At 48.1% G+C, this 20544-nt stretch carries 19 protein-coding genes; 16 read left to right on the top strand and 3 right to left on the bottom strand.

Annotated features, from left to right (window positions below; all coding sequences use genetic code 11):
* Positions 1-51 precede the first annotated feature (51 nt).
* The 6 genes from KQJ23_RS07785 (at position 52) to KQJ23_RS07760 (ending at position 5196) form a co-directional block, all read left to right on the top strand.
* The gene (locus KQJ23_RS07785; protein ID WP_216478287.1) at positions 52-858 is read left to right on the top strand and encodes an aminoglycoside adenylyltransferase domain-containing protein; all 807 of its coding nucleotides are present in this window, start codon (positions 52-54) and stop codon (positions 856-858) included.
* 66 nt (positions 859-924) lie between these two features.
* Positions 925-1362 carry a MarR family winged helix-turn-helix transcriptional regulator gene (locus tag KQJ23_RS07780; protein ID WP_044482370.1) on the top strand — a complete coding sequence of 146 codons (438 nt, stop codon included), beginning with the start codon at positions 925-927 and terminating at the stop codon, positions 1360-1362.
* An 87-nt stretch (positions 1363-1449) separates the two neighbouring features.
* Positions 1450-2391, top strand: coding sequence for a ring-cleaving dioxygenase (locus KQJ23_RS07775; RefSeq protein WP_216478286.1), 942 nt, complete (start codon positions 1450-1452; stop codon positions 2389-2391).
* A gap of 15 nt (positions 2392-2406) precedes the next feature.
* Positions 2407-3384, top strand: a complete 978-nt coding sequence (locus KQJ23_RS07770) for a ring-cleaving dioxygenase (protein WP_216478285.1) — start codon at positions 2407-2409, stop codon at positions 3382-3384.
* 156 nt (positions 3385-3540) lie between these two features.
* A complete protein-coding gene (locus tag KQJ23_RS07765) occupies positions 3541-4491 on the top strand; it encodes a LacI family DNA-binding transcriptional regulator (protein WP_216478284.1) in 951 nt (316 codons plus the stop codon).
* A gap of 78 nt (positions 4492-4569) precedes the next feature.
* Positions 4570-5196, top strand: a complete 627-nt coding sequence (locus KQJ23_RS07760; protein ID WP_216478283.1) for an HAD family hydrolase — start codon at positions 4570-4572, stop codon at positions 5194-5196.
* 73 nt (positions 5197-5269) lie between these two features.
* Here KQJ23_RS07760 and glf read toward each other — a convergent pair whose 3' ends face one another.
* Both glf and KQJ23_RS07750 read right to left on the bottom strand, forming a co-directional pair.
* Positions 5270-6373, bottom strand: coding sequence for a UDP-galactopyranose mutase (glf, locus tag KQJ23_RS07755; protein WP_216478282.1), 1104 nt, complete (start codon positions 6371-6373; stop codon positions 5270-5272).
* 59 nt (positions 6374-6432) lie between these two features.
* On the bottom strand, positions 6433-7101 hold the full coding sequence (locus KQJ23_RS07750) for a FadR/GntR family transcriptional regulator (protein ID WP_216478281.1): 669 nt from the start codon (positions 7099-7101) through the stop codon (positions 6433-6435).
* Positions 7102-7355: 254 nt separating this feature from the next.
* On the opposite strand from KQJ23_RS07750, the gene KQJ23_RS07745 reads away from it, so the two are divergent.
* The 10 genes from KQJ23_RS07745 (at position 7356) to KQJ23_RS07705 (ending at position 19564) form a co-directional block, all read left to right on the top strand.
* Positions 7356-8312 (top strand): sugar kinase, encoded by a 957-nt coding sequence (locus tag KQJ23_RS07745; RefSeq protein WP_216478280.1) that lies wholly within the window; start codon positions 7356-7358, stop codon positions 8310-8312.
* A gap of 13 nt (positions 8313-8325) precedes the next feature.
* A complete protein-coding gene (locus KQJ23_RS07740) occupies positions 8326-8970 on the top strand; it encodes a bifunctional 4-hydroxy-2-oxoglutarate aldolase/2-dehydro-3-deoxy-phosphogluconate aldolase (RefSeq protein WP_346779362.1) in 645 nt (214 codons plus the stop codon).
* 12 nt (positions 8971-8982) lie between these two features.
* The gene (dgoD, locus tag KQJ23_RS07735) at positions 8983-10134 is read left to right on the top strand and encodes a galactonate dehydratase (protein ID WP_216478279.1); all 1152 of its coding nucleotides are present in this window, start codon (positions 8983-8985) and stop codon (positions 10132-10134) included.
* 126 nt (positions 10135-10260) lie between these two features.
* On the top strand, positions 10261-13275 hold the full coding sequence (locus KQJ23_RS07730; protein WP_216478278.1) for a glycoside hydrolase family 2 TIM barrel-domain containing protein: 3015 nt from the start codon (positions 10261-10263) through the stop codon (positions 13273-13275).
* On the top strand, positions 13276-13398 hold the full coding sequence (locus tag KQJ23_RS23925; protein ID WP_283571159.1) for a hypothetical protein: 123 nt from the start codon (positions 13276-13278) through the stop codon (positions 13396-13398).
* Positions 13395-15092: a sensor histidine kinase gene (locus KQJ23_RS07725; protein ID WP_216478277.1), complete on the top strand. Its 1698-nt coding sequence runs from the start codon at positions 13395-13397 to the stop codon at positions 15090-15092. The genes KQJ23_RS23925 and KQJ23_RS07725 overlap by 4 nt, the downstream gene beginning before the upstream one ends.
* The gene (locus tag KQJ23_RS07720; protein WP_216478276.1) at positions 15059-16279 is read left to right on the top strand and encodes a response regulator transcription factor; all 1221 of its coding nucleotides are present in this window, start codon (positions 15059-15061) and stop codon (positions 16277-16279) included. Before KQJ23_RS07725 ends, KQJ23_RS07720 begins: the two co-directional genes overlap by 34 nt.
* Positions 16280-16446: 167 nt before the next feature.
* A complete protein-coding gene (locus KQJ23_RS07715) occupies positions 16447-17772 on the top strand; it encodes an ABC transporter substrate-binding protein (protein ID WP_216478275.1) in 1326 nt (441 codons plus the stop codon).
* A 32-nt stretch (positions 17773-17804) separates the two neighbouring features.
* Positions 17805-18686: a carbohydrate ABC transporter permease gene (locus KQJ23_RS07710; RefSeq protein ID WP_216478274.1), complete on the top strand. Its 882-nt coding sequence runs from the start codon at positions 17805-17807 to the stop codon at positions 18684-18686.
* A gap of 14 nt (positions 18687-18700) precedes the next feature.
* Positions 18701-19564 carry a carbohydrate ABC transporter permease gene (locus KQJ23_RS07705; protein ID WP_216478273.1) on the top strand — a complete coding sequence of 288 codons (864 nt, stop codon included), beginning with the start codon at positions 18701-18703 and terminating at the stop codon, positions 19562-19564.
* An 84-nt stretch (positions 19565-19648) separates the two neighbouring features.
* On the opposite strand, the gene KQJ23_RS24090 is transcribed toward KQJ23_RS07705, so the two are convergent.
* Entirely contained in the window at positions 19649-20509 is an 861-nt protein-coding gene (locus KQJ23_RS24090) for a helix-turn-helix domain-containing protein (RefSeq protein WP_216478272.1), read from the bottom strand.
* Positions 20510-20544: the final 35 nt, after the last annotated feature.

The raw sequence follows: 20544 nt of genomic DNA, 5'->3' as shown, positions 1-20544 counted from the left end.
GTTAAATTATACTTAGAGTGCTATTATGAAATAATATGGAAGGTGATTGATGTGGATACCCAGGCTTTTTTAGATAAAATCGTTCCTCTTTTCAAAGATGAACTTAGGGAGAACTTGTTAGGGATTTATTTGCATGGATCACTAGCCATGGGGTGTTTTAATCCGATTAAGAGTGACATCGATTTTTTAATTGTGGTTAAAGAAAAGCTGATGCCGGTAAATAACCCCAGGATTGCAAAAATAGCGTTGTCTTTGCATGACGAAATGTCTAAAGGGTCTAATGAGCGCGGAATAGAATTCACCATCATTTTAGAAAACTGCTTAACGTCTTTTGTTTATCCGACACCTTTTGAGTTTCATTACTCTGATTATCACAGGGAGAAATATCTTGCAGACGAGAATTATCTTTGCGGGGGCTTTGAAGATGAGGACCTAGCTTCTCAGATTGTTGTTGCATATGAAAGAGGGATAGCTCTATATGGACAACCATTAAGCGAGCTTTATGAGCCGATCGACAGTAAATATTACCTTGCCTCCATTTTACAGGATGTAGAAGGATGTGCTGAGGAGATTGCTGACAATCCTCCTGCATATCTAACTCCTATGTACCTCACCTTAAATCTTTGCAGAGTTTTGTATTTCATAAAAGAAGGGAAGGTATCATCCAAGCAAGAGGGAGGAGATTGGGGATTAAAAGCTTTGCCCCAAGCATTTCACCCGCTGATCAGACAATGCCTGCATGAATATACAGGGACAGGCTGCGGAGAGACAGAACATAGTATTGTTGATTCACAGTCTTTGTTGGCATTTGCTGACGACATGATACGAGAAATAAAACGAAACTTATCATTACGCTAATAGAGAACCCTTGCTTTTTACTCACTTGAGGTGTAAAGTGATAGTAGCGAAGGGAAGTGAGCTCGATTGAAAAAGAATACTCTTAGTTCACTGAATTGGTTGCGTATTGCCCGCTTTACCCATCAAAGCAATTTGTTGTCGAATGAATTCCTGAAGCCATTTCATATCACAGCCGCTCAATTTGATGTATTGAATCAGATTGCCAGTTACCAGCCCATCATGCAGAGTCAATTAGCGATGAAGGCAACGGTGACGGAGGGCGGAATGTCCCGTATGCTCCAGCGGCTTGAGCAAGAGGGCTATATCCAGCGTAAGCAGGAATGGAAGACGAAGTGGATTTATCTCACTCCTAAAGGAGAAGATAAGATGAAGGAAGTCTTTGAGCACCAGCTTGCGTTTCAAACGTCGTTATTCAATGAGTGCTTGACTGAGGAAGAGCAGAAATCACTATATAAGCTGATGTCTAAGCTGCAGAAGCATACGGAAAGTAAAATGGACACTTAGCATTGCTAGGCCAGAGGCAAGCTAAGTTGTACATTTTTTTAACCCCGATCACTTGACTAGTAAACCGAACCCAAGGAGGAGTAATCCATGTTGAAAATTCCAGGACATCATCACATTTCTATGATTACCAAGAACGCCAATCAAAATAGCCGCTTCTACCGGGATGTGCTTGGCTTGCGGCGCGTGAAAGTAACCGTAAACCAGGATGAGCCCTCAATGTATCACTTATTTTATGGGGATAAAACGGGCAGCCCGGGTACTGAGCTATCCTTCTTTGAAATTCCACCGGTAGGGAATACTTATCGTGGTACCAATGCTATCACGAAGATCGGACTGCTCGTACCCTCCGAAGCTAGTCTGTTGTACTGGAAAGCGCGGTTTGAGGAATTGGGGGTGGAGCACGGGGGGATCACGACTTATGCGAATCACCCGGCTTTGCTATTTGAAGATTCAGAAGGCCTGCGTATGGCGCTTCTCGTCTCCCATGGTGCGAAGGTTACGCACTGGCAGACCTGGGAGAAGTCAGCAGTCCCTGCGGAGCATCAGATCCAAGGGATGGGAACGGTGGAAATCACGGTTCGAAGACTGGATAAGCTGGCGAGCACGCTTACGGACATGCTTGGTTATACAGAGGTCAGTCGGACAGATGACGAAGCTATCTTTCAATCCATCGAAGGAGAGGCCTTTGGCGAAATCGTTGTGAAGTATCTGGACGGACCTTCGGAAAAGCCAGGTCGCGGCAGCATTCATCATTTGGCTATTCGTGTAAAAAGTGACGAGGAGCTGATCTACTGGGAAGAGCAAGTGCGGGCACGCGGCTTCCATTCATCCGGCATAGTTGATCGATTCTATTTTAAGAGCCTGTATTTCCGGGAATCGAATGGAATTCTATTTGAAATCGCAACCGATGAACCCGGCTTCACCGTGGATGGAGATGTAGACACACTCGGTGAAAAACTGGATTTGCCGCCTTTTTTGGAAGAGCACAGAGCAGAAATTGAAAATAAACTGATCCCGCTTGAGGATTAATTGGAGGAGAATAGAATGAACCATCTTAAAGGAGTACACCACGTAACAGCTATTACGAGCAGCGCAGAAAAGAACTATGAATTTTTCACCTATGTATTAGGCATGCGGTTAATCAAGAAGACCGTGAATCAGGATGATATTCAGACGTACCATTTATTCTTTGCCGACGATAAAGGAAGCGCGGGAACGGACATGACATTTTTTGATTTCCCCGGGATTCCAAAGGGCACGCATGGAACCAACGAGATTTCGAAGACCTCCTTCCGCGTACCAAGCGATGCAGCGCTAACGTACTGGGTGCAACGCTTCGATCGGCTCAAAGTCAACCACAACGGGATCAAAGAGCAGTTTGGCAAAAAAGTACTCGCGTTCACCGATTTCGATGACCAGCATTATCAGCTGATTTCCGACGAGCACAATACAGGCGTCGAATCCGGAACGCCATGGCAGAAGGGCCCTGTTCCTTTGGAATATGCGATTACAGGCTTGGGGCCGGTCTTTGTCCGGATTGCAAACTTTGATGACTTTAAAGAAATTCTGGAGAAGGTCTTGTTGTTCCAGGAAACCGCCAAGGATGGGTCCTATCATTTATTCGAGGTAGGGGAAGGCGGCAATGGGGCTTCGGTGATCGTAGAGCGCAACACGTTCCTGCCTCCGGCGCGTCAAGGCTATGGCACGGTGCACCATGCGGCATTCCGGGTGGAGGACCGCTCCGTATTGAATGAATGGATTGAGCGAATGAGCAGCTTTGGCTTCCCGACTTCCGGGTATGTCAACCGCCACTTCTTTGAGTCTTTATATGCCAGAGTCGCACCGCAAATTCTGTTTGAATTCGCCACGGACGGGCCTGGATTTATGGGGGATGAGCCTTATGAAACCTTGGGCGAAAAATTATCGCTGCCACCCTTCCTGGAGCCCAAGCGCGCGCAAATCGAGAAATTGGTCCGTCCAATTGATACGGTAAGAAGCACCAAGGAGTTTGTTAAGGAATGATCCGCAATAAAGCATTTGAAAAAATCAACGAGAAATCGAGAAATATAGAAGCCCGGCAGCACTGAGGTAGATAATTGTGTGGTATCTTAGTTATAAGATTCCTGTGAATAGGAAGCAGGAAGAAAATAAAAGCATGAGGTTCAGAGGAAGGTTGCAATGGCCAATATAAGTGATATTGCAAAGCTTGCGGGGGTATCCGTATCTACCGTATCCAGGGTTCTGAATCACAATCCTTACGTATCCGAAGCGAAGCGGATAGCCGTGCAGCGGGTGATCGACGAACTCGACTATACGCCAAACCGTCTAGCAGTTGATTTAATCCGCCAGAAAACGAGGACGATCGGCGTTATCATGCCGTACAACAACAATCAGGCCTTTGATCAACTGCTTCACGGGGTTCTTAATCGGTCGGTTGAACATGGTTACTCTGTGATGGTTCTGCCTACGAGATACGATCCGGCTCAAGAGCTCAGTTGCTTGGCCATGCTCAAAAATAAACAGCTGGACGGAATTATGATCACCTCGCGTTCGAACGACTGGGATGCGATTATCCCTTATACGAAATATGGCACAATCGTCGTATGTGAATATACCGACCATCCTGATCTCGGCTGCGCTTATATTGATCGATATGCGTCCTTCGTAGACGCTTTTCAACTGCTAAGAACCAGAGGACATGAACGGGTCGCATTTACGACGGCCAGAGGAATAGAGAGCAATAGTACGCAGCTGATTATCAGGGCCTATCATCATGTATTTGGCGATCTGCCGCCGGCGTATCATGTTACGGATTGTTACAGCATGGATGACGGGGAGAGAGCAGCCCGGCTATTGCTCGATTCTGATCTTAAGCCGACTGCTGTATATGCGAACGGCGATGAGGTTGCGGCGGGGGTTTATCGATATGCATCGGGCCTTGGCTTGCGGGTGCCGGAAGATTTGGCGATTATTGGCCAAGAGAATCAGCCTGTCGGGATCGGATTACAACTGTCTACGGTTGATCATCAGCTGATACAGGTCGGTGAGCAAGCCTTTGACCTATTGATCGGGGAATCCAAGGATAAGGTTGAGATTCCATACCGTATTATTACGCGGCAATCGATCTAGCTATTGACTTGAAATGCATTTCATACTTTAGCATGGAGATATTCTCAAATCACCAATCATGCTGAAGGAGGAACATTCATGTACAATGCCTGCATCTTTGACATTGACGGCACGCTGATCCATACGGAGCAAGCCGTGTTGGGATCTCTGCAGAAGCTTCTGAAGCAAAATTACGATCTGGAAATGAGCCAGCAAGATCTTACCTTTGTTCTCGGGATTCCAGGGGCCGTCTCCCTGCGCCGACTTGGGATTGAGTACATTGATCTTGCCAATAAAAGATGGAATGATCTGATGGAAGAGTATCGCCATACGATTCATGTCTACGAAGGTGTCCGGCAACTGCTTACTGATCTTAGTGAGCAATCGGCGCTTACCGGGGTAGTAACGTCGAAGACATACCAGGAGTTTTTGGACGACTTCGTCCCCTTTGGTCTCGTATACGATTTGACCTACGCTGTATGTGCAGATGATACGAATTTGCATAAGCCGCATCCCGAGCCATTGCTTAAGTTTCTCGAGATGTCGGGTGCAAAGGCTGAGGAGTCCATTTATATCGGAGATACGATTTACGATTATGAATGTGCGAGAGCAGCCGGTGTGGATTTTGGGTTGGCATTGTGGGGATGCAGGCAGCCCGACGCTATTCCGGCGAAGTATAAATTTGAACACCCAAGTGATATTCTTCCCCTGATAGAACGTCATTAATGAGTGAGCTTTTGTTCAGATGCTTAATGAAACAGTCCCGATGATCCTTTTGATGAGATCACCGGGACTGTGCTTATTTCCCTAATTCTCTTCCTGCGGCCGTCAAGGCTTCCGCAATGACCTGATGCATGTCGTAATACTTGTAGCCGCCCAATCTGCCGCCAAAAATAACGTCCGATTCCTGATCAGCTAAAGCCTTGTACTGCTTGTATATCTCATTGTTCTTCTCGTCGTTAATCGGATAATACGGCTCCAGACCGGGCTTCCATTCGGTCGGATATTCCTCTGTGATCACCGTGCCGGCCTGGGTGCCGAATTCAAAATGCTTATGCTCAATAACCCGGGTGTAAGGCGTCTGGCGATCGGTATAATTCACCACGGCATTGCCCTGATAGTTGCCGGTCCAGCTCAAGAACTTTGTCTCGAATTGCAGGCTCCGGTACTCGAGCACGCCGTATCTGTAATCGTAATACTGATCGATCATCCCCGTGAAGACCATCTTCTTCGCCGATTTCACAAGCTCCTCGCGCTGCTCAAAGAAATCGACCTGCAGACGGACTTCAATCCCTTCAAGCATTTTGTCGATAATGACGTTATAGCCGCCCTTCGGTATGCCCTGATACTGGTCGTTAAAATAGTTGTTATCATAGGTGAAGCGAACCGGCAGCCGCTTGATGATGAAGGCTGGCAGATCCCTGGCAGAGCGTCCCCACTGCTTCTCGGTGTATCCCTTAATCAGCTTCTCATAAATATCAGTGCCTACCAGCGAGATCGCCTGTTCCTCCAGATTTTGAGGATCCGTAATGCCGGCGGCCTGTCTTTGTTCCTCGATCCGTTGCTTTGCTTCCTCCGGACGAACCACTCCCCAGAGCTGATGAAAGGTGTTCATATTGAAGGGGAGGTTGTAGAGCTCCTCCCGGTAATTGGCCAAAGGGGCATTGGTATAGCGGTTGAATTCAGCGAACTGATGGACATAGTCCCAGATCGGTTTGCTATTGGTATGGAAAATATGGGCGCCATATTTATGAACATTGATTCCTTCGATATGCTCGGTGTAGACATTGCCGCCGGCATGCTCTCTCTTGTCGATCACCAGGCAGCGTTTGCCCCGCTGGCGTGCTTCATAAGCGAATACAGCGCCGAACAAGCCCGCACCGACAATCAAATAATCGTACATGGTGTAATCTCCTTCTTTTAACTACTATATAAGGTGGGGTTCAATAGATTGCCGGTTGTTCATGATTTTTTTAGCGCCTCCAGCATATCATTGATGTGATGATACATAAGCTGGCGTGCCTGTTCACTGTGCCGCTCTTCAATTGCAATTGCAATCAGCACATGGTAGCTGGAAGCCTTTGTTCTCATATGAGGCAGTGTGTTTGTATGCTTCCGGCCTTCAGAGAGCAGAGGGAATATCGACTCCATCATCCGGAATAAGACAGGCTGTTGGGCAGACTCTGCAATTAGGCGATGAAAGGCAAGGTCGGTATCCAGAAAAGGACCGCCCTCCTCCATTTGCAGCACCATGTTATCAGCAAGCTCTCTTAATTGTTTAACCTCGGGCAGTGTTGCCCTTTCCGCACTTAATGCAGCTAAAGCAGGTTCAATAAGTATCCTTGCTTCAAGCAGCTTAACCAGCGAAATATCACCAAGTTCTTTCAGGTTTGCAGTCGGATCCTCCAGTAACAAGGGGTCGTTCCTCACGTACATTCCCCGGCCATGCTCAATACTAATGTTCCCCTGGCTTTCCAAGGTTCGCAAGGCCTCCCTGACTGTAGAGACCCCCACCCCCAGCTCTTTCGAAATTTGTTGAAGAGTCGGAATGCGGGAACCGGGAGGCCATTCCCCGCTGATAACTTTTTCTTTGATCTGATCTATTGTAGCTGTAAAAGCTGTCTTTTTCATATCCATTTCCCCTGTTTGGTCTACTCTATCATGTTCATTTTAGCATAACCGATTCTGTTTCTTCTAATTAAAATGAGGATTGACATGTGAAACCAAAGATAATATTATTACTTCGAAAAGATCATATCTATTATCGGAATACCTCAGGAATTGTGTATGCTTGTTCGTTTTTATTAGTTATTGATCATATCTATTGGAGGTTAAACATTGATTACAAAATAAAGATGTGATCTATAAACTGAGGAGGGAAGGCGATGGAAGTAGTAACCTTTGGTGAATCCATGGTGCTGTTCAGCTCGGATAAGAACCTGCCGCTGGAGTATGTTCACCAATTTAACAAGCAAATGGCCGGAGCCGAGTCTAACGTCGCGATCGGGTTAGCCAAATTGGGACATCGCGTAGGCTGGTTCAGCAAGCTGGGTGAGGATCCTTTTGGGCGTTATTTGCTTCATCAAATCAGGGGATACGGCATCGATACATCAAGATGCAGGCATACCGGCGATGCTCCTACAGGGGTGTACTTCAAAGAACAGCGTTCTCACGGGAAGACGCAGGTCTATTATTATCGGCGTCATTCTGCGGCAAGCATGATGCATCCGGATGAGCTGGATGAAGCGTATCTGGCGGGGTTTAAGATTCTGCATATTACAGGAATTACTCCTGCGCTGAGCCCGGATTGCCTGGCACTCACGCGCAAGGCCGTTGGGTCAGCCAAGAAGCTTGGCTTGAAGATCGTTTTTGATCCCAATGTACGCTGGAAGCTCTGGGATAGCGAGAAAGCAGCCAAGGAAATATTGCTGGAGCTGGCTGGCTCGGCAGACTACATTCTTCCCGGTTTGGACGAAGGCGAGCTGTTGACAGGCTGCACGCAGCCTGAGGATATTGCCTCAGCCTTGTTAAAACCAGGAGTAGCTGGCGTTGTCGTGAAGCTTGGCAGCAAAGGGGCGTATTTTCAGTCGGAGCAGCACAGCGGTTATATGGCTCCTTTTCCGGCAGAGGAGGTGGATCCCGTAGGAGCAGGAGATGCGTTTGCAGCGGGCTTCATCAGCGGGCTTCTGCAAGGAGAAACACTTGAACAGGCCGTTTGCAGAGCCAGTGCAATGGGAGCGATCGCAGTAAGTGTCAATGGTGATGTGGAAGGGCTCCCCAATGAGGCGGAACTGCTGCGCATGATCCATGGAGATCAAGACTATCAGAATGTAAAACGATAGGAGTGTGGGGGAAGTGACGAAGCAAGAGCAGTTGGACAAATTGATGAGTTCAGGCATCGTAGCCGTTGTGCGAAGACCGCCGGGTGATAAGGTGCAGCTTATTACCGATGCGCTGGTAGCCGGCGGAGTAGAAGCATTAGAGATTACGGTAGATTCGGAGGGAGTCTTCGAGCTCATACCTATGCTGAAAGAGAAATACGGCAACCAGGTTCTGGTCGGTGCAGGTACCGTAATGAATGCGAATGTGGCGGAAAAAGCGCTTCAAGCAGGAGCCGATTTTATTTTCTCGCCGATCCTGGATGAAGCGACGATTAAAATGACGAATCGGTATGGACGTATCTCCATTCCTGGCGTGATGACTCCTACCGAAATTGCCAAGGGCTATGAGTGGGGGGCGGACGTACTGAAGATTTTCCCGGGAGCAACACTGGGGGCCGGCTATATCAAAGAGGTGTCGGCACCGTTGGCGGGAATTCCGATGATGCCGACGGGCGGAGTGACATTGGAGAACGTCGCCGAGTTTATTCGCGCAGGGGCAGTGGCTGTGGGCCTGGGCAGTTCTCTGCTGAACAAGGCGGCTATTGCAGAAGAAAGATACGATGATATTACGGAATTGGCTCGCAGATTTAAAGCAGCAATTACAAGCGCCAGAGGATAAGGAGAGAAACTCATGAAAATTACTAATTTCAAGACATTTATCGTACCCCCACGCTGGTTGTTTCTCAAAATCGAGACGGATGAGGGAATTGTGGGCTGGGGCGAGCCGGTTATTGAAGGCAAGGCCCATACGGTTCAAGCGGCCGTAGACGAATTAATGGACTTTCTCGTCGGCAAAGACCCGCTTCGCATCGAGGATCATTGGCAGGTTATGTACCGCGGAGGCTTTTATCGCGGAGGCCCGATTTTAATGAGTGCGATTGCCGGGATCGATCAGGCTTTATGGGATATCAAGGGAAAATACTTTAACGCCCCTGTATATCAATTGCTTGGAGGGGCTTGCAGGGATTCGATGCGCGTGTATTCCTGGATCGGCGGGGACCGTCCGAGCGATGTGGGACTGGCTGCACTGGAGAAGAAAAACGCCGGATTCACAGCCATCAAGATGAATGCTTGCGAAGAAATGCAGTATATTGATACGCACGACAAGGTTGACAAGGTCGTTGAGAGAGTGGCTGCTATTCGCAGCGCTGCGGGACCGGATTTCGGAATCGGCGTTGATTTTCATGGCCGGATCCATAAGCCGATGGCAAAGGTGCTTGCCAAGGAGCTTGATCCATTCCGTCTGATGTTCATTGAAGAGCCCGTGCTTCCTGAGAATAATGAAGCCCTTCGCGAAATCGCGAAGCATACCAGCACGCCGATCGCTACAGGAGAAAGAATGTTCTCCCGCTGGAACTTTAAGTCGCTTCTGCAGGACGGTTATGTAGATATCATTCAGCCCGATTTGTCCCATGCGGGCGGAATTACAGAATGCAAGAAGATCTTTGCCATGGCCGAAGCCTTCGATGTAGGAGTTGCTCCTCACTGTCCGCTCGGACCGATTGCGTTGGCCGCTTGCCTCCAGGTGGATGCCACGGCGCACAATGCCGTCATTCAGGAGCAAAGTCTCGGCATTCATTACAATCAGGGCAATGATCTGCTGGATTATATCGTCGATCCGAATGTGTTTGCATACGATGATGGATATGTTCAGATTCCCCAAGGGCCTGGACTTGGCATCACCGTGAATGAAGAGTATGTGATCCGGATGGCACTTGAAGCTCCGCATCGTTGGAGAAATCCGATCTGGCGTCATCGTGACGGCTCTGTGGCCGAGTGGTAATTTTCGCTCATCGATTTCAAACAAAATAACCCTTAATTCAAACAAGAATCAGGTTGAAAGCCTTTTCACATCCAGTAGAATGAATGTGTAACAGACTAAGCTGAATGATGAGTGAGGAGCATGATGATGATCGATCTGCCTAAGTACTGGGAAGACTTGAACGTGCTGCATAAGAACAGAGAGGCTGCGAGAGCTTACTACATTCCTTTTGCGGACGAAAAATCGGCACTGCAGCAGCAAAGAGGGCGCTCTCCTTTTTATAGAACCCTGAACGGGAATTGGAAGTTTAAATATCACGAGTCGGTTCAACAGGTTGAGGACGGGTTTTATGATGCGGATGCGGATGTGAGCGGGTGGGAGGATCTGCTGGTTCCATCCTGCTGGCAGGTTAATGGGTATGATCAGCTGCATTATACGAATGTGAATTACCCTTTTCCTTGTGATCCGCCTTATGTACCCAACGCGAATCCGGCGGGGTTGTATGTCCGGGAGTTTAACTTGTCCAAGGATTGGGAAGGAAAACAAAAGTACATCGTCTTCGAAGGCGTGAACTCCTGCTTCTATCTGTGGATTAATGGTACATGGGTCGGATACAGCCAAGGCAGCCGTGTCCCGGCCGAATTCGATATTTCGTCTTACGTCCAGTCAGGTAAGAACAACATTGCGGTGATGGTGCTGAAATGGTGCGATGGCTCCTATATCGAGGACCAGGATATTTGGAGATTCTCGGGGATTTTCCGGGATGTCTATTTACTTGCAAGAAGTTCGCAGCATGTTCGGGACGTATTTAATCGTACAGAATTAAACGCCGGGCTGGATCATGCAACCGTGACCTGTGAGCTGGAGTCGGTCGGGAACCTTGAAGCTGAAGTCAAGCTGACGGATGCCGGAGGACAAATCATAGCAAGCGGAGCATGCCAGGTGGACGGTAAGGGCAGCCTCATGCTCGAGGTGGAACAGCCGCAGCTGTGGTCCGCTGAAGCGCCTAATCTGTATCACCTGACTATTTCGGCGGGGGAAGAGGTCTTCTACTTTTCGATCGGATTCAGAAAAATAGAGATTACGGACGGCGTATTTTATATCAACCAGGTTCCGGTGAAGCTCAAAGGGGTCAACCGGCATGACTCTCATCCGGTATTGGGACAGACGGTTCCGGTCAATCATATGATTGCCGATCTGAAGCTGATGAAGCAGCATAACATCAATACGATCAGAGCCTCCCATTATCCGAATGATCCGAGATTCTTGCAGCTATGCAACGAGTACGGCTTCTATGTCATCGATGAAGCGGACCTGGAGTGTCACGGCGTGTTCCATGCCGTCGGAGATTTTAACATGCTGACCCGTATTCCCGAATGGAAGCCTGCTTTCGTGGAACGTGCGATCCGTATGGTTGAACGGGACAAGAACCATCCGTCCGTCATTATCTGGTCCATGGGCAATGAATCCGGCTATGACGAGAACCATATGGCCATGGCCAGATGGACGAAATCACGGGATGCTTCAAGGCCTGTGCACTATGAAGGCTCGGATCCGCGGCATTTCGGAAGCCCGGACGTCGTGGTGCTGGACATGGAGAGCCGGATGTACTCCTCCCCGGCCTATATTGAAGAGTATGCCAAGAACGAGAACAGTACGAAGCCGATGTTCATGTGTGAATACAGTCATGCTATGGGGAATGGCCCCGGCGATCTGAAGGAATATTGGGACGTCATTTACAAATATCCGAAGCTGATGGGCGGCTGTGTATGGGAATGGTCCGATCACGGTATTTTGACGGCCACGGAAGACGGTACTCCTTACTATGCGTATGGCGGGGATTTCGGGGATGAGCCTAATGACGGGAATTTCTGTATCGATGGATTGGTATCCCCGGATCGGATTCCCCATACGGGCCTGCTGGAGCTGAAAAAAATTATAGCGCCAGCCTCCTTTGAAGCGGTAGATTTGGCCAAAGGCATGATTAAAATCAACAATCTCTATGATTTTATAGACTTATCTCATTTAAGACTATTTTGGAAGGTAGAAGAGGAAGGCTTGCTTAAGGAGCAGGGCTATATTGACCTGGGAGATATTAAAGCCCATGCCTCCCGGAATGTTGAGATACCGTATCATTGTCCGCAGGCAGCGGTAGGGCCCTATATATTGACCTTGTCCTGCAGATTGAAAGAGGATCAGCGGTTCGTACCCGCCGGACATGAAGTGACCTTCGAGCAGTTTGAGCTCCCGGTGACACGGCTTGCTAAGGAAGCTGCGGGCATAAGGAACAACGAAATCGAGATCGTGAAGCAGAAGGATCAACTCATCATTGAGGGCTTTGATTTCAGACATGTCTTCGATACGTATCATGGTTCATTTATCTCCATGACCAAGCATGGGGTAGAGATGCTGCACAAACCGCTCGGTTTTAATATTTGGCGTGCCCCGATCGATAATGACCGGAAGGTCAAGCGGCAATGGTACGAAGAGGGCTATGACCGGGCAACTATGCATGTGTATAAGGCAGAAGTCACCGAGCAGGACGCGGCCAAGATAGCGATCAGCGTAGACTTTTCTCTTGGCGGCTATATCAAGCCCCCATTATTGCATGGGACTGCTTACTGGCGCGTGGCCGGAGATGGCCGGGTAGACTTAAAGGTGGATGTGCGCGTACGTGAAGACCTGATCTTCCTGCCGCGCTTCGGGCTGCAGGTCACGATGCCGCCCGGGACCGAGGAGGTGGAGTATTTCGGTAATGGCCCTCATGAGAGCTATATCGACAAGAATCACAGCACCAGAAAAGGAAGATATTTGGCTATGGTCGATAGCTTGTTCGTCCCGTATGTCATGCCTCAGGAGAACGGCTCCCATGACGGGACGGAATGGGTGAGCGTAACCAATGAGCAAGGCATGGGCTTGAAATTTACGGGGCCGCAGCCATTCTCGTTCAACGCCTCCCATTTTACGCCGGAGGATCTGACCGAGGCGCAGCATACGTACGAATTGAAGCCGCGGAAGGAAACCATTGTTCATGTTGATTATAAAATGAGCGGCGTAGGTTCCAATTCCTGCGGACCGGAGCTTCTGGATATATACCGTCTGGACGAGAAGGAATTCTCCTTTGAAATTGCAATAACTCCAGTGTTCAAGGAAGATGAATAAATGAACGGACCAGGTGTCTCCATGATTTCATGGGGACATCATTTGTTCAAATTAGCGAGTACTTTTGATATACTGGTTAAAAAAATCGGCGGCTCTATTCGCAGCAAGAAGGTACAAGAATGAAGAACTTTTGGAGAAGATTACAGCTATTCAGAAATAACGGGAGTGTGCGTACCAAGCTGCTGCTTGCCTTCTTCATTGCAGCCGTATTACCTGTGGGAGCACTAAGCTACTTCTCGTTTCATAAGTCCTCCGAGGTCGTGAATACACAGTTCGGCAGTTACGGAATGTATGCGGTGGAGCAGTTGAAAATTCATATCGATAACGATCTTCGGCAGATGGATCAAATTACTGGCAATATATTAACGTATTTAATAGCTTCCTCCATTTATATTGAGGATGAGCCGCCTGCAACATATACCCGATTCGTTGAAGAGCGGGACTTTCAAAATTACTTGAACTCATTAGGCAATAACCTGTATAAAGTGGCCGTGGTAACTCCTTCCGGAAGAATCATAGGCAACGAGCTTATCGTCAGCGAGAAGCTGGCGAGTTCGCCATTTTGGACCTCCATCTCTGCTTACGACCGAAGACATGTATCTATCCATATCCCTGATTATTATTCGGCGCAGAACGACGAATATGTGATCAGCCTCCTGATGCCCTTAAAGAACTCATTCGGCCTGCCCCATGGCAGCAAAATATTAATCGATATGAAAGCGGATACAGTGATTGAGGTCATTAAGTCGTTTGAAAAAGATACCCGCTCCCATTTGCAGATCATGGACCCGTCAGGGCAAACGTTGCTTCAAACTTCGGCAGACAATGAGCATCACGATGATGACATCGTCTGGTCCCGTTCTTTGGAAATGGAAGATTGGATTGTGGAAGCCAGAATCAAATATGCGGATTTTTATGAATCCTCCACAGTGATTTTACAATATTCCATTCTTATTTCCGTCCTGGCTATTTTGCTAGGTATCGCTATGGCGAGCTTTTTCTCATTCCGCTTTACGATGCCGATCAAGAAATTAGCCCATTCCATGCGCAGGTTCGGGGAAGGAGATCTATTGATCCGAACTCCGGTCATGTCAAAGGATGAGCTGGGTTTTTTGAGCGAGAGCTTTAATAAAATGACGGAACGGCTTATTGCTTCGATGCATGAAATCAGTCGTACCGAAAAGCTTAAGAGTGAGGCTGAATTACAAATTCTTCATTACCAGATTAATCCCCATCTATTGTTCAATACGCTGAATTCGATCCAATGGAAGGCCAAGCTGGCGCATCAGCCGGAAATCCATAAAATGCTTCAGCATTTGATTGTAGTGCTTGAGGGAAGCTTCAATTTTAAGCAGACGCTGGTTCCGTTAGAAAAAGAGCTTGATATCGCCTATCATTTTATTGAAATTCAACGATATCGCTATGACGATGCATTTACCTTCGAGTTGGAAGTGGAGCCGGGGCTGGAGGAATGCCTTATTCCGCGTATGGTGTTTCAGCCTTTGCTTGAAAATATCTTTTTCCATGGATTCCGTGATGGACAAGGAAGGATTACGATGAAGGTATATTCGGAAAGAAATAAGCTGTTTATGGTGCTGGAAGACGATGGGATCGGCGTGAAGCCGGAACATTTGGCATATATAGCGTCGGGCCGCAAGATTCCCGGCAAGCAAGGCGGACTGGGACTTAGGAATGTGGATGAACGAATTAAACAGCACTATGGCAATAGCTACGGTCTCTCGATAGGATCCAACAGAAATAAGGGAACGAAGGTGACTTTATCATGGTTAAAGACAACAGTGGACATGCATCTCTGATTCAAGTGCTAATTGTCGATGATGAGCAGTTGGTGCGTAAGGGTCTTCGTATGACGACGGATTGGGAGAAGTATGGCATGGTGGTTGTGGACGATGCGCCTAATGGCAGCGTGGGCTGGCAAAAGTTTGTGCAGTATCGGCCGCAGCTGGTAATTACAGATATCGTTATGCCGGAGCTCGATGGGATCGAGCTGGCCAAAAAAATTAAAGAAGAGGCGCCGGATACGGCAATTCTATTATTAAGCTGCCATCGGGATTTCGTGTATGCGAAGAGTGGAATTCAAATCGGTGTCCATGATTATATCGTAAAGACAGACATGGATGATGAGCATATGGAGCTTGCTCTTGAGCGGATCCGTCAGCAATTTGATCAACGGGTACTCGCTCAACAGACTACCGCGTGGGCAGGAGATTCCCCTTCTTCAGAAATTCAAAGCGATGGAGAGGAGGCACTGGGCGCATGGTTGCATCAAAACGACTACACGGCCAAGCAACAATTACTCCGGAAGCTCAGAGCCGAATGGCATTGGATGCTCAAGAAGTGCTACATCCTGTTTTTATATTTTCCTGAAGAAGAAGGAGGGGGAGGCATGCAATCTCTTCGAAATTCATGGAAACATATTATGGCTGCCGGCGCGGGTCAAATCGATTTCTTGCAGACCGATGACCGCACTGCTATCGTGGTCACGCATCAGTCCTGTTTATCGCTCGTTCAATCCTCGCTGGTAGAAATGCAGCTGAAGCATAGCGGACTGGCATGGAGACAAAGCCCGGTAATCAACGGTGAAGACGAATGGCTCCGTCAGGCCGAGGCCTTGTTCCGTTTATGGGGAATCGAATCCGGCTTGGAGCTGCTGCAGGATACCCATAAGGAAGACATTATTAGAGCGATCGATTATATTGATCAACACTTGCAGGACGACCTGCGTGCGGCGGATGTGGCCTCGCAAATCGGCGTAAGCCGCAGCTATTTCAGCACGATTTTTAAGGAGGCTACGGGAAGCAGCATCATTACCTTCATTTCCGAGCGCAGGCTGGAAAAGGCCAAGGAACTGCTAAGCGCAACTACGATCCGTACCGAGGAAGTGGCTGAGAAGGTCGGCATTCAAGATGTTAAATATTTCTCTAAATGGTTCAAGAAAAGAGCCGAGCTTACACCTGGCCAGTATAGAATTCAAACAAAATGACGCCGGATTCCAACAAAACTACTCCGATGCCCTGCCTTTTCGGGCATTTTTTTATTTATCGAAAAAGAGGACACTAATATAAAACATATGTCAGTATGAAAGCCCTTTCAGACATTTTAAGATACTAAGTGAAAGAAGCGGTACACATCTAAGGAGGGTTACAAATAATGCGAAAGAAAAGTATAGCCTATTTGCTTATTGCTTGCTTAATGATTTCTTTGCTGGCTACGGCCTGCTCAGGCAATAAGAACAACAATTCATCGGCTGCGGGACAGGGCAAGGGCGACGAGAAGGTCAAGCTGGTTGTGTGGACCTGGGAAACGGCAAAAGATGGACTTGACTTGAACATGGAAGCATTTCAGGCGAAATATCCGAACATTGAGGTTGAATTTCAGAATATGAAATCCACGGATTTGTATTCCAAATACTTGATCACCTCGAACACGGAAGATGCCGTGCCGGATATCATTACTGTAGAATCCACCAACCTGGCGCAAATTGTACAGATCGATTCCTTGCTGGATATTACGGATAAAGTAGCGCCTTACAAAGACAAGATGAGCCCCTACAAGTGGGAGGATGCGACGAAGGACGGCAAGACCTACGCTATGCCATGGGATAGTGGTCCGGTCGTCATGTTTTACCGGAACGACCTGTTTGCTCAGGCAGGACTCCCAACCGATCCGGTTGAGGTATCCCAGAAAATCCAGACCTGGGAAGATTATTATGAGGCTGCGAAGCTGGTGAAGGAAAAAACCGGCGCATTCATGTACGGGGACTCCAAAACCAACTCCAGCAACCGGGTATTTGAATCCATGATGTGGCAGCGCGGGCTGTGGTATTTTGACGACCAAGGGAAGGTAGCTGTGGATTCTCCGGAAATTCAAGAAATCGCGGATTACTTGATTAAGATGCAACAGGAAAATCTCGTGTACGATGCCCGCGCCAATACGGACCAATGGGGCAACGGAATCCGTGACGGACAGGTTGCAACCGTGGTGGGCGGATCGTGGCATGATGCCATTATCGAAAATCAATATTCTCCGGCCGATAGCGGAAAATGGTCCGTAGCCATGATGCCGAAGTGGTCAAAGGACGACAAGTATTCGGGCGCTAACCAAGGCGGCTCCAACCTGGCTATTAACAAAAATTCCAAGCATCCGGAAGAAGCATGGCAGTTCATCGAATTTATGCTGGGCAGTGAAGAGAATCAGGTAAAAATGATGTCCGACGCAGGCTTGTTCCCGGCCATGATGATCGATAATAACCCGGCTATTGATGAGCCTTCAACCTACTTTAACAACCAAGCGATCCGTAAGGTTTATGCCGATTCCTTGGCAAACACCTACCCGCTCGCCTATACTTCCGATTTCCCTATGGCTAACAAGCTGATGACCGATGTATGGGCCAAGGTATTCCTTAACAATTCAAGCCTCGAGCAGGCATTGAAGGAAATGGCGGACGAGCTTCGCAGTAAAACAAAAAGAGAATAGCGCATATTTCTGATAGGATTGGAGGGGACGATATGACATCCAGATTAAATAAGCAGTTGAAAATAGCTCCCTATATTTACATCTCGCCTTATTTCATCCTGTTCTTCGTCTTCTCCCTTTATCCCATTCTTTATTCTATCTACATCAGCTTTACGGACTGGAATGGGTCAGGCGAGAAGACGTTCATAGGCTTTGAGAATTATGTCCAATTGTTCGGGGACAAAAATTTCTGGTTATCCTTGTGGAACAGCTCGATCATCTTTTTAATGTATGTGCCCTTGATGCTGTTCCTCGGACTTATATTTGCATCGATGCTGAATTCTAACTGGATGGTAGGCAAGGGCTTTTTCCGGATGGCCTTGTTTGTTCCGAATTTTGTATCCGTCGTAGCGGTATCCTTCGTGTTCGTTCTGTTATTGAACACGCAAAATGGGCTCTTCAACAGTGTGCTTCGAAATATCGGACTCATTGATAATCCGATTCCATGGCTTGAATCACCATGGTGGGCCAGAATCTCGGTGTCGATCATGGTGCTCTACCGTTGGCTTGGCTACAATATGCTGCTATTAATGACGGGATTGCAAAATATTTCAAAGGATCTTTACGAGGCGGCTTACGTGGATGGGGCGACAAAGATTAAAAGTTTCTTCTTCATAACAATTCCGCTGGTGAAAAAAATGCTGTTGTTCTGCACGGTACTGTCCACCATTGGAACCTTTTCCTTGTTCACAGAGCCGTTCATTTTGACACAGGGCGGACCGCTCAATTCTACCTTAACTCCCGTTCTGATGCTGTATACGGAAAGCTTCCAAAACTTTAACTTCGGTTACGCGTCGTCGATTGCCGTCTGCTTCTTTATTCTGATGATGACAATCTCGTTAATCCAGATGCGCGTATTCGATGATAAGGAATAGGAGGTGGGAGTGAGATGGAAAAAGCGATGAAATTGCAGCATGTGAAGCATCACGAGGGGAAGCGCGGAATCCTGTCCGTAACTACCTTTATCATCATGACCCTGGTCTCTCTTGCGACCATGTTTCCCTTGTTCTGGCTATTCAGCTCTTCGCTCAAGGATATCAGCGAGATTTTCGTCAATCCGCCGATGTGGGTACCCAAGGTATTTCATTGGGAGAACTTCACTGAGCTATTTGTTAACCGCAAGTTCGGCATCATAACCTGGAACAGCTTCCTGCTCGCAACCACTTCTACGGTAGTTGCCCTCGTTTTCTGCAGCTTGGCCGGTTTCGCATTTGCCAAATATCATTTCAAGGGGAAGAACTTCCTGTTCATTATGGTCCTGGCTTCCCTCATGATCCCGCATGAAGCGACCATGGTTCCTTTGTTCTCCATATATAAAGGAATGGGCCTTATTGATAATATTTGGGGCGTCATCCTGCCGGATTTAGCGAACGCATTTGGCATCTTCTTTATGCGCCAGTACTGTTCGGCGCTTCCGGAAGAGATGTTGGAGGCGGCCCGCATTGACGGCTGCACCGAATTTAAGCTATTCCGGCGGATCGTATTGCCTAACCTGAAATCCGGTTTTGCCGGATTGGGGATTATCTTGTTCGTCAAGCAATGGAATAACTTTCTGTGGCCCTCGGTCATTCTCCGTTCCCAGGAGAACATGACCTTGTCCGTTGCGCTTAAAGCGCTGGAGGACAGCAACAATACGCCATATCATCTGATTATGGCCGGTTCGGTGATCAGTGTCGTACCGCTGCTGATTATCGTCCTGATCTTCCAGAAGCAATTAATCGCAGGGATGATTGAAGGCGCCGTAAAAGGCTGATTGCCAGCCTATGGAGCAGGAGCTTCAATTGCTCGCACAGCAGCATCATTTATTTGAACAGCGGCCTTGGTCCCTCATGTTGGACTAAGGCCGTTTTGTATTGTCCCGCTGACGGCTGCGCACATACCGTCCCGGCGGCATCCCCTCCGACTTCGTGAATTGCTTCGTAAAGGAATAAATATCGCCATAGCCCAGACTTAAGGCAACATGCTTAATGGTGAGCCCGGAGAGCAGCATCATTTTGGCCTGCTTCATCAGTTGCCCGGTGTGGTAGCGCTGGGGGGAGATCCCCGTAATCCGCTTGAACAGCTTCCTGAAATTTTCGTAACCCATATTCAGTACGGCTGCTGCTTCTTTCATCTCGAAATGGATATCGTTAGACCCGCTAATGAGCTGGCAGGCCTTAGCTATTATCGCTTCATGGGGATCGCTTGGCGGACTTTGGACGCTGCCATGCAGCCGGATCAGGAGCTCCTGGGCCCTCATTAGAAGATAGGGGAGGCTTGCCTCGGTTGCCTCCTTAAGGGAGTTAAGCAACCCTGCGAAATCCTGAACAACATCGCCAGGATGCTGTGTTGTCACTTGTACCTCTTTGTCGGTCCTGAGAAGTCCCAACGATGTCAAGTAGTCGTACACAGGATGCCCGACGCTGATGTAGAACTCAATCCAGGTCCCATCCGGTTCGATTTCGGTGGAGTGCAACCGCTCGGGGAACCGTTGGACCAGATCGCCGGCTTGCATGGGCGTCACTGTGCCGTCCTCGGATAGGTAACGTCCGCTTCCTTGCAGGATCAAAACACAGCTATAGTACCCGATTTTGAAATCATACTGAGAGCGTTCGGCGGTTCTTTTTCGCATAAAGCCGCAGGATAAAATGCCTTGATCAAAATTGTCGCCGATGCACCGGTAGACGACATCGTTTTCCTTGATCTCTTCGTAATTCACTGAGAACCACTCCTACCAAAATGGATAAATGAAAT

This window comes from Paenibacillus brevis (assembly GCF_018919145.1).
GTDB lineage: Bacteria > Bacillota > Bacilli > Paenibacillales > Paenibacillaceae > Fontibacillus > Fontibacillus brevis.
Note: the sequence above shows the minus strand (reverse complement) of the source record. Positions and strands in the feature narration are given on the sequence as shown.

Coding starts and splice junctions, on each gene's coding strand:
- KQJ23_RS07775 (WP_216478286.1), top strand. CDS start 1,450: ATGTTGAAAATTCCAGGACATCATCACATTTCTATGATTACCAAGAAC.
- KQJ23_RS07770 (WP_216478285.1), top strand. CDS start 2,407: ATGAACCATCTTAAAGGAGTACACCACGTAACAGCTATTACGAGCAGC.
- KQJ23_RS07765 (WP_216478284.1), top strand. CDS start 3,541: ATGGCCAATATAAGTGATATTGCAAAGCTTGCGGGGGTATCCGTATCT.
- KQJ23_RS07760 (WP_216478283.1), top strand. CDS start 4,570: ATGTACAATGCCTGCATCTTTGACATTGACGGCACGCTGATCCATACG.
- glf (WP_216478282.1), bottom strand. CDS start 6,373: ATGTACGATTATTTGATTGTCGGTGCGGGCTTGTTCGGCGCTGTATTC.
- KQJ23_RS07750 (WP_216478281.1), bottom strand. CDS start 7,101: ATGAAAAAGACAGCTTTTACAGCTACAATAGATCAGATCAAAGAAAAA.
- KQJ23_RS07745 (WP_216478280.1), top strand. CDS start 7,356: ATGGAAGTAGTAACCTTTGGTGAATCCATGGTGCTGTTCAGCTCGGAT.
- dgoD (WP_216478279.1), top strand. CDS start 8,983: ATGAAAATTACTAATTTCAAGACATTTATCGTACCCCCACGCTGGTTG.
- KQJ23_RS07730 (WP_216478278.1), top strand. CDS start 10,261: ATGATCGATCTGCCTAAGTACTGGGAAGACTTGAACGTGCTGCATAAG.
- KQJ23_RS23925 (WP_283571159.1), top strand. CDS start 13,276: ATGAACGGACCAGGTGTCTCCATGATTTCATGGGGACATCATTTGTTC.
- KQJ23_RS07725 (WP_216478277.1), top strand. CDS start 13,395: ATGAAGAACTTTTGGAGAAGATTACAGCTATTCAGAAATAACGGGAGT.
- KQJ23_RS07720 (WP_216478276.1), top strand. CDS start 15,059: ATGGTTAAAGACAACAGTGGACATGCATCTCTGATTCAAGTGCTAATT.
- KQJ23_RS07715 (WP_216478275.1), top strand. CDS start 16,447: ATGCGAAAGAAAAGTATAGCCTATTTGCTTATTGCTTGCTTAATGATT.
- KQJ23_RS07710 (WP_216478274.1), top strand. CDS start 17,805: ATGACATCCAGATTAAATAAGCAGTTGAAAATAGCTCCCTATATTTAC.
- KQJ23_RS07705 (WP_216478273.1), top strand. CDS start 18,701: ATGGAAAAAGCGATGAAATTGCAGCATGTGAAGCATCACGAGGGGAAG.